The 13,366-nt window shown below is 65.9% G+C and carries 12 protein-coding genes; 2 read left to right on the forward strand and 10 right to left on the reverse strand.

Annotated elements, in window-relative coordinates:
* Positions 1 to 26: 26 nt before the first annotated feature.
* The 3 genes from AC5IG3_RS05485 to AC5IG3_RS05495 form a co-directional block, all read right to left on the reverse strand.
* On the reverse strand, positions 27 to 1,427 hold the full coding sequence (locus AC5IG3_RS05485) for an aspartate aminotransferase family protein (protein ID WP_491905301.1): 1,401 nt from the start codon (positions 1,425 to 1,427) through the stop codon (positions 27 to 29).
* A gap of 11 nt (positions 1,428 to 1,438) precedes the next feature.
* The gene (locus tag AC5IG3_RS05490; RefSeq protein ID WP_491905302.1) at positions 1,439 to 2,803 is read right to left on the reverse strand and encodes a glutamine synthetase family protein; all 1,365 of its coding nucleotides are present in this window, start codon (positions 2,801 to 2,803) and stop codon (positions 1,439 to 1,441) included.
* Positions 2,804 to 2,890: 87 nt separating this feature from the next.
* Positions 2,891 to 3,667, reverse strand: coding sequence for a gamma-glutamyl-gamma-aminobutyrate hydrolase family protein (locus AC5IG3_RS05495; RefSeq protein WP_491905303.1), 777 nt, complete (start codon positions 3,665 to 3,667; stop codon positions 2,891 to 2,893).
* Positions 3,668 to 4,113: 446 nt separating this feature from the next.
* Between AC5IG3_RS05495 and aceA the strand changes: the two genes are divergently transcribed.
* A complete protein-coding gene (aceA, locus tag AC5IG3_RS05500) occupies positions 4,114 to 5,418 on the forward strand; it encodes an isocitrate lyase (RefSeq protein ID WP_491905304.1) in 1,305 nt (434 codons plus the stop codon).
* Between the two features lie 87 nt (positions 5,419 to 5,505).
* Here aceA and AC5IG3_RS05505 read toward each other — a convergent pair whose 3' ends face one another.
* Positions 5,506 to 6,675, reverse strand: coding sequence for a tyrosine-type recombinase/integrase (locus tag AC5IG3_RS05505; protein ID WP_491905305.1), 1,170 nt, complete (start codon positions 6,673 to 6,675; stop codon positions 5,506 to 5,508).
* Positions 6,676 to 6,810: 135 nt separating this feature from the next.
* On the opposite strand from AC5IG3_RS05505, the gene AC5IG3_RS05510 reads away from it, so the two are divergent.
* Positions 6,811 to 7,869 carry a DNA-binding protein gene (locus AC5IG3_RS05510; protein ID WP_491905306.1) on the forward strand — a complete coding sequence of 353 codons (1,059 nt, stop codon included), beginning with the start codon at positions 6,811 to 6,813 and terminating at the stop codon, positions 7,867 to 7,869.
* A gap of 21 nt (positions 7,870 to 7,890) precedes the next feature.
* Here AC5IG3_RS05510 and AC5IG3_RS05515 read toward each other — a convergent pair whose 3' ends face one another.
* Genes AC5IG3_RS05515 through AC5IG3_RS05540 form a run of 6 tightly spaced genes read right to left on the reverse strand, consistent with a single transcriptional unit; the run spans position 7,891 to position 13,249 of the window.
* Positions 7,891 to 8,619: an ABC transporter ATP-binding protein gene (locus tag AC5IG3_RS05515; protein WP_491905307.1), complete on the reverse strand. Its 729-nt coding sequence runs from the start codon at positions 8,617 to 8,619 to the stop codon at positions 7,891 to 7,893.
* On the reverse strand, positions 8,612 to 9,400 hold the full coding sequence (locus AC5IG3_RS05520; RefSeq protein WP_491905308.1) for an ABC transporter ATP-binding protein: 789 nt from the start codon (positions 9,398 to 9,400) through the stop codon (positions 8,612 to 8,614). Before AC5IG3_RS05520 ends, AC5IG3_RS05515 begins: the two co-directional genes overlap by 8 nt.
* The gene (locus AC5IG3_RS05525) at positions 9,397 to 10,365 is read right to left on the reverse strand and encodes a branched-chain amino acid ABC transporter permease (RefSeq protein ID WP_491905309.1); all 969 of its coding nucleotides are present in this window, start codon (positions 10,363 to 10,365) and stop codon (positions 9,397 to 9,399) included. The genes AC5IG3_RS05520 and AC5IG3_RS05525 overlap by 4 nt, the downstream gene beginning before the upstream one ends.
* Entirely contained in the window at positions 10,365 to 11,231 is an 867-nt protein-coding gene (locus AC5IG3_RS05530) for a branched-chain amino acid ABC transporter permease (protein WP_491905310.1), read from the reverse strand. Before AC5IG3_RS05530 ends, AC5IG3_RS05525 begins: the two co-directional genes overlap by 1 nt.
* Positions 11,232 to 11,273: 42 nt before the next feature.
* Positions 11,274 to 12,440: an ABC transporter substrate-binding protein gene (locus tag AC5IG3_RS05535; RefSeq protein ID WP_491905311.1), complete on the reverse strand. Its 1,167-nt coding sequence runs from the start codon at positions 12,438 to 12,440 to the stop codon at positions 11,274 to 11,276.
* A 41-nt stretch (positions 12,441 to 12,481) separates the two neighbouring features.
* Positions 12,482 to 13,249 (reverse strand): GntR family transcriptional regulator, encoded by a 768-nt coding sequence (locus AC5IG3_RS05540; protein ID WP_491905312.1) that lies wholly within the window; start codon positions 13,247 to 13,249, stop codon positions 12,482 to 12,484.
* Positions 13,250 to 13,366: the final 117 nt, after the last annotated feature.

Consider the following 13,366-nt stretch of genomic DNA (forward strand, 5'->3'; position numbering starts at 1 on the left):
TCAGGGTGGGGCTGTTTTGAAGCCGTTCAAAGCCAGCCGCGCTCGCGCACGTCGGCCAGCGTCAGGTCGAGGCAGTGGCGGATCAGGGCCATCAGCTCGTCGATCTGCGGGCGGGTCAGGACCAGCGGCGGCGCGATGATCATGCGGTCGCCCACGGCGCGCATCACCAGGCCGTTGGCGAAGCAGTGGCCGCGGCAGAGCATGCCGACTTCGTGCGCGGGGTCAAACGCTTCGCCATGGCCACCGTCCGTGCGTGATGCGGTCTTGCGCCTGACCAGTTGCAGCGCGCCCATCAGGCCGCAGGTCTGCTGCTCGCCGATCAGCGGGTGGTCTTCGAGCTGCTTGAACTGCTCGGCCAGGTACGGCCCGGTGTCATCGCGCACGCGTTCGACCAGGCCGAGCTGCTGGATCAGCCGGATGTTGGCCAGCGCCACCGCGCACGCCACCGGGTGGCCGGAGTAGGTGTAGCCGTGCTCGAACTCGCCGCCTTGCTCGATCAGGGCGCGGGCGACGCGTTCGCCCACCAGCACGCCACCGAGCGGGATGTAGCCGCTGGTCACGCCCTTGGCAAAGGTGATCAGGTCGGGTTGGGCGCCGACGGTCTGGCAACCCCACCAGTTTCCGGTGCGGCCGAAGCCGGTGATGACCTCATCGCAGACCAGCAGCACGCCGTACTTGTCGCAGATGCGCTGAATCTCGGGCCAGTAGGTGGCGGGCGGCACGATCACGCCGCCGGCGCCCTGAATGGGCTCGCCGATGAAGGCGGCAACCTTGTCGGCGCCGACTTCCAGGATCTTGGTTTCGAGCCAGCCGGCCGCCTTGAGGCCGAACTCATCGCGGCTGAGATCGCCGCCGTGCAGCCACCAGTGCGGCTGCTCGATGTGCGTGATGCCGGGAATCGGCAGCCCGCCCTGCGCGTGCATGTAGCTCATGCCGCCGAGCGACGCGCCGGCCATGGTCGAGCCGTGGTAGGCGTTGTGGCGGCTGATGATGATGTCGCGCCCGGGCTGGCCCTGCAGGTCCCAGTAGCGCCGCACCATGCGCACGATGGTGTCGTTGCCCTCGGAGCCCGAGCCGGCGTAGAACACGTGCTGGAAGCCGGGCGGGGCGATGCTGGCCAGCAGTTCGGCCAGCTCGACCGCTGGCGGCGTGGTGGTCTGGAAGAAGCTGTTGTAGAAGGGCAGCTCGCTCATCTGGCGCGTGGCAGCGTCGATCAGCGCCTGCTGGCCATAGCCGACGTTGACGCACCACAGGCCGCTCATGGCATCGAAGAGCTTGTGGCCGTCGTTGTCCCACAGGTAGACATTGTCGGCCTTGACGATGATGCGCGAGCCTTTGCTGGCCAGCGCCTGGTAGTCGGTGAAGGGGTGCAGGAAGTGGGCGGCGTCGGCGGCTTGCCAATCCGCGGTGGTACGGGTGCTGTTCATGGTGTTCCTTGTCAAACGTGCAGCAGCAGGTGCTCGCGCTCCCACGGCGAGATCACCTTCATGAACTCGGCATATTCGATTTCCTTGACCTCGGTGTAGACGGTCACGAACTCTTCGCCCAGCACCTCGGCCAGCGCCTTTTCGTTGCGCAGCAGCTCCAGCGCTTCGCCCAGGCTGCGTGGCAGGGCGTAGTCGCCCAGGTAGGCGTCGCCCTTGCATTCGGGCGTGGGCTCGATGCGGTTCTTGATGCCGAGGTAGCCGCAGGCCAGCGTGGCGGCGAGCGCGACATAGGGGTTGGCGTCGGCGCCGATGACGCGGTTCTCGATGCGCCGTGCCGCAGGCGTGGCCACCGGGCTGCGGATGCCCACCGTGCGGTTGTCGGTGCCCCACTGGATGTTGATCGGCGCGGCGGTGTGGCGCGACAGCCGGCGGTAGCTGTTCACGTACGGCGCAAACAGCGCCATCGCCGCCGGGATGTATTTCTGCAGGCCGCCGATGTACCAGTAGAACTCCTTGCTGGCGCTGCCGTCCGGGTTGCTGAAGATGTTCTTGCCGTCGCGGCCGAGCACGCTCTGGTGCATGTGCATGGCGCTGCCGGGCTCGCCGGCGATCGGCTTGGCCATGAAGGTGGCGAACATGTCGTGGCGCATGGCCGCTTCGCGCACGGTGCGCTTGAAGAAGAACACCTCGTCGGCCAGGCCCAGCGGGTGGTCGTGGAAGAAGTTGATCTCCATCTGGCCGGCGCCGACCTCGTGGATCAGCGTGTCGACGTTCAGCTCCATCTGCTCGCAGTACTTGTAGACGTCCTCGAACAGCGGGTCGAACTCGTTGACGGCGTCGATCGAGTAGGCCTGGCGCGAGGTCTCGGCCCGGCCGCTGCGGCCGATGGGCGGCTTCAACGGCATGTCGGGGTCGGTGTTGCGGGCGACCAGGTAGAACTCCAGCTCGGGCGCGACGACCGGGTTCCAGCCCTCGGCGTCGAACAGGTCGCAGACCCGGCGCAGCACCGAGCGCGGCGCGAACGGCACCATGTTGCCGGCCTTGTCGTAGCAGTCGTGGATGACCTGTGCGGTCGGGTCGGTGGCCCAGGGCACGATGCGCACGGTGCGCGGATCGGGCCGCAGGTGCATGTCGCGGTCGGTCGGGTTGATGACGTCGTAGTAGGGGCCCTCTTCGGGAAATTCGCCCGTGACGCCCATCGCGACCACCGCTTCGGGCAGGCGCATGCCGCGGTCTTCGGTGAATTTCTTGCGCGGCAGGATCTTGCCGCGCGCCACGCCGGTCAGGTCGGGGACCAGGCATTCGATCTCGGTGACGCGGTGCGCGTCAAACCAGTTTTCCAGTTCGCTGAAGGTGAAGTTTTCTCGTTGGACCATGCTTGCTCCCGAAACGTGCCGCGTTTGTCGGCATGCAGGCATGCGACCTGGGCAGCGGCGCGGAGACCCGCTGAAGCTGAAGGTGTTTCAGCGGCTGGGTGGGCGATGCAGGTCGCGGTAATCCTGGCAGGCTGCACCAAAAGCGCGCAGCAGCGTGACCGACACCGGGTTGTCGGCCGCCTGCCATTCGGGATGCCACTGCACGCAGAGGTTGAAGCCGGCATGCTCCAGCACCGAGAAGGCTTCGACCAGCCCGTCGGGCGCCAGCGCCTCGATGCGCAAGCCATCGGCCAGCCGCTGGATGCCCTGGCCGTGCACGCTGTTGACGTGGATATCGACTGCGCCGAGCAGTTCGGCCATCACGCCGCCCGGCTGGATTGCCACGGTGTGCGCCGGGCCGTACTGCACGGCAGCGGGTTGATCGGCCGGCGCGCGGTGGTCGGCGTAGGGGCTGGCGTCCTGCACGGCCTGCAGCAGGCTGCCGCCGAGCGCGACGTTGGTTTCCTGAAAGCCGCGGCAGATCGCGAACAGCGGCATGCCGCGCGCCAGCACGCGGGGAATCAGCGGCAGCGTCCAGTCGTCGCGCACGCGGTCCTGCGGCAGGCTGGCGTCGTGGACGGCTTCGCCGTAGTGGCTGGGGTGGACGTTCGAGGGCGAGCCGGTCAGCAGCACGCCGTCGGCTAGGTCGAGCAGGGCGTCCAGTTCATCTGGGCGGGCTGACGGCACGATCAGCGGCAAGGCGCCCGCCAGACGCACGGCGTCGACGTATTTCTGGCCTGCGACGTGAAACGCATGCTGTCCAAGCATCCGGTTGCAGGCCGGCACCAGCACCAAGGGGGGGCGTGACTTCTGAGAGTGACTCATGAGGCTTGCTGCAAAAGGATCGGGCTGACCCTTCCTTTGCATTGAGTGTGCCAGACGGCCCACAGGCTCAGCCTGCGGGCTTGTCCCAAGTAGATCAAGATTAAATGTGCGGATATACGCAAAAGAAACTTTCAAACTCCCGCGCGAAGAAGCGCTTTCTAACGTTCGAAGCAACCCAGCCATCAGAGATGGCCGTGCCTGACAGAGTCGCTGGTTTCACGAGGCCGAACGACATTTCGCATCATGAAATAGTGAATTGCTGCAATGCGGAAATTTTTCTCATTGTGAGAAATTGATTCCCGCATGGCGGAATGGAGAGGCTAAGTCATTGATTTTATTGAATCATGTTTTATGTCTTATATAAGACATAAGTGTTGTCGATCGAGGTTGCGATCGTTAAGCTTGAGTCATCGACAGCCTTCTTGATCAACGTAACGGAGCGCCTCATGACTCAACTCAGCCGCCAACAACAAATCGACGCCTTGCAGACCGACTGGGACCAGAACCCGCGCTGGAAGGGCATCAAACGTGGCTACACCGCCGCTGACGTGGTGCGTCTGCGCGGCAGCGTGCAGGTCGAGTACTCGCTGGCCCGCAACGGTGCCGAGAAGCTCTGGAACCTGGTCAATAACGAAGCCTATGTGAACTGCCTGGGCGCGCTCACCGGCGGCCAAGCCATGCAGCAGGTCAAGGCCGGCGTGAAGGCCATCTATCTGTCGGGCTGGCAAGTGGCCGCTGACAACAACGAATACGCCGCCATGTACCCGGACCAGTCGCTGTACCCGGTGGATTCGGTGCCGAAGGTCGTGGAACGCATCAACAACGCCTTCACCCGTGCGGATGAAATCCAGTGGTCCAAGGGCGCCGCTCCTGGCGACAAGGGCTATGTCGACTACTTCGCGCCCATCGTGGCCGACGCAGAAGCCGGCTTTGGCGGCGTGCTGAACGCGTTCGAGCTGATGAAGTCCATGATTCGCGCCGGCGCCGGTGGCGTGCACTTCGAAGATCAGCTCGCCTCGGTCAAGAAGTGCGGCCACATGGGTGGCAAGGTGCTGGTGCCCACCACCGAGGCCGTGCAGAAACTCATCGCCGCCCGCATGGCCGCTGACGTCTACGGCGTGCCCACGCTGGTGATCGCCCGCACCGATGCCGAAGCCGCCGACCTGCTGACCAGCGACTACGACGAGAACGACAAGCCCTTCCTGACCGGCGAGCGCACCGCCGAAGGCTTCTACAAGACCAAGAAGGGCATGGACCAGGCCATCAGCCGCGCCATCGCCTACGCCCACTACGCCGACCTGGTGTGGTGCGAAACCGGCACGCCGGACCTCGAATTTGCCCGCAAGTTCGCTGAAGCCGTGCACAAGGTCCACCCGGGCAAGATGCTGGCCTACAACTGCTCGCCGTCGTTCAACTGGAAGAAGAACCTCGACGACGCGACCATCGCCAAGTTCCAGCGCGAGCTGGGCGCCATGGGTTACAAGTACCAGTTCATTACCCTGGCCGGTATCCATTCCATGTGGTACAACATGTTCGACCTGGCGCAGGACTACGTCGCGCGCGGCATGTCGGCTTACGTCGAGAAGGTGCAGGAGCCCGAATTCGCAGCCCGCGACCGTGGTTACACCTTCGTGTCGCATCAGCAGGAAGTCGGCACCGGTTACTTCGACGAAGTGACCACCGTGATCCAGGGCGGCAAGTCCAGCGTTACCGCACTGACGGGTTCGACCGAAGAAGAGCAGTTCCACTGAACGATTTCAGGATCTCCTGATTCAGCTTGCCGGGGGTGTGAGTCCACCCGGCAGCCACAGCCCAAGGTTGAGCGCCTTGGGCTTTTTTTATGGCGCGCGCCAGCCGACGCGGTGTGCGTGCTCGGTGGCATCGTGGCGGGCGTCGTCCTCGGTATGCAGATAGATGCTGGTGGTGCTGAGGTTGGCGTGGCCGAGGTTGTCGCGCACCACCTTGAGGTCGGCCTGCTCGCTCAGGTGGCTGCCGGCGGTGTGGCGCAGCCAGTGGGTAGATGCCTGCTCGATGTGTGCGGCGGCCGCCTCGAATTGCGCGCCCTGCGCCCGCAGCCGCTCGGCGGTGGCGCGCATCACGCCCTTGACGATTTCATGGATCGCGCTGCGCGCCAGCGGCTTGTCCGGCCCGATCAGCGGCAGCACCAGCGGCTTGTCTTCGGCGTGCTGCGGCAGCGGGCTCAGGCCTTGTGAAAGGCGATAGCGCGTCAGCTCGGCCAGCAACTCGGCCGTGACCGGCACCAGCCGGACCTTGTGGCCCTTGCCGGTGACTTCGAGCCACCAGCGCTCGGCGCCGATCACGGCCCGGCGCATGAAGAAGCCTGCCATCGACGTGCTGCCGATCTCCGACACGCGCAGCGCCCCGACGTACAGCAGCGAAAACAGCCAACGCGTCCGCGCCGCGTGCGCGGCTTCACGTGGGGTGGTGGCGGGCATCGCCTCAATGGTTGCCTTGACCTCATCCCAGTGCTCGAAGGGCAGGAAGCGTGTCACCCGCGCCGACGCCATCTGACGCGGACGGCGACTCAAGGCCAGCGGGTTGCCCGCCAGATAGCCCGCCGCGACCAGCCAGGTCATCAGCGCATTCAGCACCGACATCGCCTGCCGCTGGCTCACCGGGCTGAGCGGCCCGGCGAAAGGGCGCCAGTCGGGCGAGTTGCGCGGCGGCTTCTGGCCTGGCGCCATCACCCAGCGCGCGGCGGGTTGCGGGTCGGCCAGAAAGCGTTGGTAGACCAGCCAGTCCTCATGCGTCAGATCCGACAGCGCTGCCCGGCGCTGCAGCACGCACCACAGCAGCAGCCGCTCGGCTTCCTTGCGATAGCTGGCCAGCGTGGCGGGCGAATCCGCATAACGCGCCAACCACGCCAGCACGGCTGAGCGGTCGTCGTTGGCGGCGATTTGCGCCGTGCCGTGCGCCCGGTTGCGGCCCAGTTGACCGCTGAGCGCGGCTGGAACGGCCAATTGATCGATCGGAACGACGGCTGACATGGTGAGCAGAGGCCTCAAGCGGCGTCAAAAACGTGAAAACGTCATTCTATGGACAGTAGATTGATTATGTCCACAGATTGATATTGGCTGAATCTTTTGTCTGTAAAAAATACGTATTACGTCATAATATTGAACATGAGCCTTGAAGCCGACATTCAAAACGACGTTGAAGCCCTGCGCAGCCAGTTCAGCGAGACCCGCGCGCTCTACCGCGAGGTCTGCGCGCTGCTGTTCTTCCGCTACGGCATCACGCCGACGGCAGGCAAGCTCTACCAGTACGTGCGCAAGGGCTCGATGAGCACGCCGGCCGAGGCGCTGGCCAAGTTCTGGGAAGAGCTGCGCGGCAAGGCGCGGGTCGAGCTGGATCACCCCGATCTGCCGGACGCGCTGAAGGCGATGGCCGCCGAGGCCATCGGTACGCTGTGGCAGCAGGCAACCGCCACGGCACGCGATGAACTCGCCACGCTGCGACTGGACATTCAGACGCAGCTGCAGCTAGTGCGGGCGGACTTGGAATTGGCGCGACGTGACGCAGAAGAATCCAGCGCAGCGGCAGACGAGTTGCGCCTGCGCTGGGCAGCGTCGCAGGACGAGACGCGGCAGGTTCAATCCGAGCTGGAAGCGGAGCGCCGCGCCAGTGCGGCCGAAGCAGCACGGGCGCAGGAACTGCAGCGGCAGGTCGAGGCGCTGGGCGCGCAGATCGAGGCCGCGCGCGCCGATTTCACCGCCGAACTCGCCAAGGGCAGGGCGGCGATCGATGCGGCGACCGAGCGTGCCACGGCAGCAGAGCGCCGCGCCTTGCTGGACATCGATCAGGAGCGCCAGGCGCGCAGCAAGGCCGACAAGCTGGCGCAGGCGCTGCGCGTGCAGTTGGCTGAAGCAGAAAACAGTCTGCGGGCGCAGGCGCTGGAGCACGCCAGCGCGTCAGCGCGTGTGCAACAAAGCCTGGAAGCTGCGTTGCAAAACGGCCAACGCCTGACTGCGGCCCACACGCAGCAGACCGAGCAGTTGCTGGCTCTGCAGGAACAGCTGACGCAAGCCGAGCGTGGCCTGCTGCAGCACCAGACCGAGGCGCAGACGCTGCGCTCGCTGATGCAGAGCCTGAAATCAGCCGCGCCGGTGCACAAGCGCGCCTCCCGGCGCGCCAATGCCAACAACCGGGCGGCGAAGTTGGGTGGTGAAGTGGGGGAGTGATGCCGGCTGAGTGAGCTGGCGTCAAGCCCGCGCCACGCCCAGCAACTGATCCAGCAATTCCGGCTGTGCGCTCAAGTCCTGCGCCGTGCCGCTGTGCACCACGCTGCCGTGGTCGAGCACCACGGCGCGGTGGCTGATGGCCAGGATCGCCTGCGGGTGTTGCTCAACGATGATGGCCGACAGGCCTTCTTCGCGCGTGATGCGGGCAATCGCCCGCAGCAACTCCTCGACGATGATGGGCGCCAGGCCTTCGAGCGGCTCATCCAGCAGCAGCAGGCGCGGGTTGAGCACCAGCGCGCGGCCGATGGCCAGCATCTGCTGCTCCCCACCCGAGAGCTGAGTACCGAGATTGCCCTTGCGCTCGGCCAGGCGCGGAAAGAGTTCATAGACGCGCTCGGGCGTCCAGGGGCGCGAGACGTTGCCGGCGCGGGCCGGGCGCGCCACGGCGCTCAGGTTCTCATGCACCGTCAGCGACTTGAAGATGTTGCGCTCCTGTGGCACCCAGCCGATGCCGGCCTCGGCGCGCAGGTGCGAGGGCAGGCGGTGCAGCGCCACGCCGGCCAGCTCAATCTGGCCGGCGTGCTGGCGCGTGCCGCCGGCGAGCGTGTCCATCAGCGTAGTCTTGCCGGTGCCGTTGCGGCCCAGCAGCGCCAGCGTCTGGCCTTCGGCCAGGCTGAAGCTGACGTCGTTGATGACCACGGCCTCGCCGTAGCCGGCGCTCAGGTGGTGGACTTGCAGCAGGTCAGGCATGAACAGTTTCTCCGTGGCCCAGGTAGACCGCCTTGACTTGCGGGTCGCGGGCAATGTCCTCGGGCGTGCCTTCGGTCAGCACCGTGCCGTTGACGAGCACGGTGATGCGGTCGGCAAAGCCGAACACCAGGTCCATGTCGTGCTCGATCAGCAGCACAGACACATCGGCCGGCAGCGCGGCCACGGTCTGCAGCAGCTCTTCGCGCTCGCCGGCGGGCACGCCCGCCACCGGCTCGTCGAGCAGCAGCACGCGCGGCTCGCAGGCCAGCGCAATCGCCATCTCGAGCAGGCGGCGCTTGCCGTAGGCGAGGTGTTCGGTGCGCTGGTTCATGACCTCGGTCAGGCGAAACAGCGCCAGCAGTTCTTCGCAGCGCGCCATCACGGCACTGTCACGGCCCAGTGCCTGCCACCAGCGCCGGCCCAGCCCGCGGTGCTGCGACACCACCATCGCCAGTGTCTCCAACGGCGTCATGCTGCCGAACAGCTGGTTGATCTGGAAGGTGCGCACCATGCCGCGCCCCACGCGCTGGTGCGGTGGCAGCTGGGTGATGTCGACACCTTCGAGCAGGATGCGACCGGCGGTCGGCTCGATCACGCCCGTCATCAGGTTGATGAGCGTGGTCTTGCCGGCACCGTTCGGGCCGATCAGTGCATGGCGCGCGCCGCGCCGCACATCGAGCGTGACCTGGTTGGTGGCGGTGATGCCGCCGAATTTCTTCAGCAGGCCCTCGGTGCGCAGGACGATCCCGGCCTGGACTGCTGATGTGTTGGAGGCCGTCATGCGCGTTCTCCTGACGAGCGGAACCAGGTCCAGGGCCGGATCAGCCGGTCGCGCCCGACCCTCACCAGCACGATCAGGAACAGGCCGATCCAGAACGTCCAGTACTGCGGCGTGATGCCGGAGATGACGTCATGCATCAGCTTGAACACCACCGCGCCGGCAATGCCGCCGTAAAGCCAGCCGACGCCGCCGATCACCAGCATCAGCATCACGTCGGCCGAGCGCTCCAGCGCAAACACATCCAGCGACGCGAAGCCGGTGGTCTGAGCCATCAGCGCGCCCGCCGCACCGGCCACGCCAGCCGCCACGGTGTAGACCACCGCCAGCCGCTGAGCCACCGGAATGCCGATGGCCATGGCGCGCAGCCGGTTGTCGCGCACCGCCTTGAGCGTGGCGCCGAACGGTGAATGCACCAGCCGCCGCGCCAGCAGGAACAGCAGCAGCAGCACGCCGACCGAGTAGCAGGCGGCGGTCTGGCCCATCAGGTCGAATTCGAAGCGACCCAGCACCGGCCCCATCACCACGCCCTGCAGGCCATCGGAGCCGCCGGTGAGCCAGTCGAGCTTGTTGGCCAACTCCAGCAGGATCAGCGCCATGCCGAGCGTGACCATCAGCCGCGTCAGGTCGGTGCCGCGCTGGATGGTGACCGAGCACAGCGCACCCAGCAGCGTCGCTGCCGCCATGCCGACGCCCAGGCCGAGCAGCGGGTCCGGCGACACGAACTTGGCGAACAGCGCTGCCGTGTAGGCGCCAAAACCCAGAAACGCAGCGTGGCCGAGCGAGACGATGCCGGTGTAGCCCAGGATCAAATCGAGCGACAGCGCAAACAGCGCGACGATGGCGACCTCATTGACGATCAGCGCGTGCTGCGGCAGCAGCCACGGCGACGCCAGCGCCAGCAGCCAGAACGCGGTTTCCAGCGGCTTCCAGCGCGACGCTTCCAGTAAAGACGGACGTGCCTGCATCATGAGCCTCCCCGGCGGACAAACAGACCTTGCGGACGCCAGATCAGGATCAGCAGCATCAGCGAATAGACGATGAACGCGCCCAGCTTGGGCACGTAGTACTTGCCGGCCACATCCGCCACGCCCAGCAGCAGGGCGGCCAGCAGCGGGCCGGTGATGGACGAGGTGCCGCCCACGGCCACCACGATCAGGAAATAGACCATGAACTTGAGCGGAAACGTCGGGTCCAGCCCCAGCACTTCGGCCCCCAGCGCGCCACCCAGCCCGGCCAGGCCGGAGCCGACCGCGAACGTGGCGGCAAACACCATGTTGACGTTGATGCCCAGGCCGGCGGCCACGCGGGCATCGTCCACGCTTGCGCGCAGGCGGCTGCCGAAGCGGGTGCGTGCCAGCACGTACTGCAGCGCCACCGTCAGCGCCGCGCAGATGGCGATGATGAACAGGCGGTAGTGGCCCATGCCGAGCGCGCCGTCAAACAGTTCGGTGCGCCCGCGCAGCCAGTCCGGCAACTGCATGATCTGCTGCTGCGAGCCCATGAAGTAGTCGGCAGAGGCCACCGCCATGAAGGCCAGCCCGATCGAGAACAGCACCTGGTCCAGGTGCGGCTTGCGGTACATCGGCCGGTACAGCGTGCGCTCCAGCACCGCGCCCAACAGCGCCGTGCCGGCGAACGCCAGCGGCAGGCAGGCCAGGAAGGGCAGGCCGAAGCGCTGCATCAGCACCACGGTCAGGTAGCCGCCCACCATGGCGAAGGCGCCGTGCGCGAGGTTGATGAAGTTCATCAACCCCATCGTCACCGACAGCCCCACCGCCAGGATGAACAACAGCATGCCGTAGGCGACGCCGTCAAAAAGAATGGTCAACATGGTCGACGTCGCCTCTTGCTCTGATTCGCGCGGGTTCGGCGCTTACTTGGCCTTGCCCGGGTCCTTCACGTCCTTGATCGTGACGAACTCCTGGTTGTAGAGCTGCCCGCCCACCGACTCGACCTTGCGGATGTAGATGTTGTGCACCACGTCGCGCGTCTGTGCGTCGATGAAGACGGGGCCGCGCGGGCTCTCGAAGATCTGGCCTTTCATGGCGTTGAGCAGCGCCTCGCCACTGCCGGCCTTGGTGGCCTTGGCGGCCTCATAAATCACGCGCATGCCGTCGTAGCCACCCACGGCCATGAAGTTGGGGCGCAGGTTGTTGTTGGCCTTCTGGAACGCGTCGACGAACTTCTTGTTGGCCGGCGAGTTGTGCGAGGCCGAGTAGTGGTGCGACGTCACCACGCCCACTGCCACATCGCCCATGGCGTTGAGCGTGTCGTCGTCGGTGATGTCGCCCGTGCCGATCAGCTTGATGCCGGCCTTGTCCATGCCGCGCTCGGCAAACTGCTTCATCAGCGCCGGCGCCGCGCCCGAGGGCACAAAGACGAACAGCGCGTCGGGCTTGGCGTCCCGCACCTTCTGCAGGAAGGGCGCGAAATCCGGGTTGCGCAGCGGCACGCGCAGGGTGTCCATCACCTGGCCGCCGTTGAGCGTGAAGCGGTCCTTGAAGAAGCGCTCGGCGTCGATGCCGGGGCCGTAGTCCGCCACCAGCGACACCACCCTCTTGATGCCGTTCTTGGGCGCCCACTCGGCAATGCCGACCGCCGCCTGCGGCAGCGTGAAGCTGGTGCGGATGATGTAGGGCGAGGCCTCGGTGATGCTCGACGTGGCCGCCGCCATCACCACCATCGGGGTCTTGGACTGGGTGGCGACTGGCGCGGTGGCCAGCGCCAGCGGCGTCAGGCCAAAGCCGGCCAGCACGTTGACCTTGTCGTTGACGACCATTTCCTGCGCAATGCGCTTGGTGGCATCCGGCGCGCTGGTGTCGTCCTTGATGATTAGCTCGACCTTCTTGCCGGCAATGGTGTCGCCGTTCTGCGCGATGTAGAGCCGCGCCGCCGCTTCGATCTGCTTGCCCGTGGACGCGAACGGCCCGGTCATGGGCAGGATCATGCCGATCTTGAACTTCTCCTGTGCCATGGCGGAACTGGCTGCAGCAGCCAGGGCGGTCAAGGCCAGGACGCGAACAAAGTGACGTTTCTGCATGGTGGTCTCCTGATGAAAATGAAAAATTCGAGTGGACTGGATCAACCGCGTCGGCGGATCAGCCGCACGCCCGGCATCGCGTCCAGACCGGGCGCGCGCACCGCTGCGCGCAGGTTGCGCTGCGCCAGGCGCGAGTGTTCGCGCATGATCGCCTCGGCCCGGCCGCCTTCGCGCCGCTCGATCGCGTCCAGCACCTGCCAGTGCTGATCTTGCGCAACGATCAACATGTCGCGCGCCTGCGGCGTGTCGGCCTGCACCACCACGAAGCCCGAAGGCGATGCAAACGGCAGGCTGCCGACGCGCTCCAGTTCACGGGTCACCACCGGGCTGCCGGACAACTCGCCCAGCAGTGCGTGGAAGCGGTGGTTCAGTACCACGTAGCTTGAAAACGCCTCGTCATTGAGCGCCTGGTCGCGCAGCAACGCATCGATCCGGCTCAGACAGTCGCGCGCTTCGCTCAGCACCACGGGCGCCACGCCACGCTCGGCGGCCAGCCGCACGGCCAGCCCTTCGAGCGTGCCGCGCAACTCGATGGCATCCGACACATCGCCCTCCGAGAAAGTGCGCACCGCGTAGCCGCCGTTGGGCAGCGCGTCGAGCAGGCCTTCCTGCTCCAGCCGCATCAGCGCAGCGCGAATGGGGGTGCGCGAGGCGCCCAGCTTCTCGACCAGCGACAGCTCGGCAATGCGTGCGCCGGCCACCAGCTCACCCGCCAGAATCATCTCCCGCAACTTCAGCTGCGCCTTGACAGCTTGCGAGCCGGTTTCTTCTTGCGTTGCAGTGACGGGCGTTTTGGGTGAGGAAGGCATGGATCGATGCTTGATGAATACCCAGTGTATTCAATACATTCAGATTTACCCTGAAAATGGGCTGAAAATCATCAAAACAAGGGTTTTCACTGAATTTGGTATTCAGTAAAGCTGATG

Origin of the sequence: Leptothrix sp. (in: b-proteobacteria) (assembly GCF_965250675.1) — a bacterium.
In the GTDB taxonomy this organism is placed as follows: domain Bacteria; phylum Pseudomonadota; class Gammaproteobacteria; order Burkholderiales; family Burkholderiaceae_C; genus Sphaerotilus.